Annotated in this window: 1 protein-coding gene; it reads left to right on the forward strand. The window is 71.1% G+C overall.

The features are described 5' to 3' along the window. Positions 1-397 (forward strand): diiron oxygenase (locus tag AC1DYG_RS19260; protein WP_477641465.1); only part of this gene is annotated, 397 nt, incomplete at its 5' end. Positions 398-515: the final 118 nt, after the last annotated feature.

Raw genomic sequence — 515 nt, forward strand, 5'->3', positions numbered from 1 at the left:
CCTCGACATGATGCAGCGCGACTTCATGAAGGACGAGCGCGTGCAGCCCGTCACCCGCACGGTGAGCAGGATCCACGTGCTGGAGGAGGCGCGGCACATCCGCTTCGCCCGCGAGGAGGTCGGCCGCCGGCTCGAGGGGGCGAGCAGGGCCCGGCTCGCGGCCGAGAGGGTGTTTACCGCAACCGTCGTGTTCTTCGTGATGAAGTCGATGATCAGCAAGGACGTCTACGCCAATGCCGGCCTGGACCCGCGGCGCGCCATCGCGGCCGCCAAGACCAACACCCACTACCAGGACCGGGTCCGCAGGTCCGGGGCGAAGCTGATGCAGTTCCTCGACGGTTCCGGCCTGGTGGGTGGACCGTCGAGGATCTTGTACGAGAAGGTCCACCTGCTCTGACCGCGGCCCGACCGCCCCTCGCCCTCCCCGGCCCCTCGCCCTCCCCGGCCCCTCGCCCTCCCCGGCCCCTCGCCCTCCCCGGCCCATTGCCCACCCCGTCACCCGCTCCCCGAGGAAC

It is taken from the genome of Pedococcus sp. P1_H8, assembly GCF_056405175.1.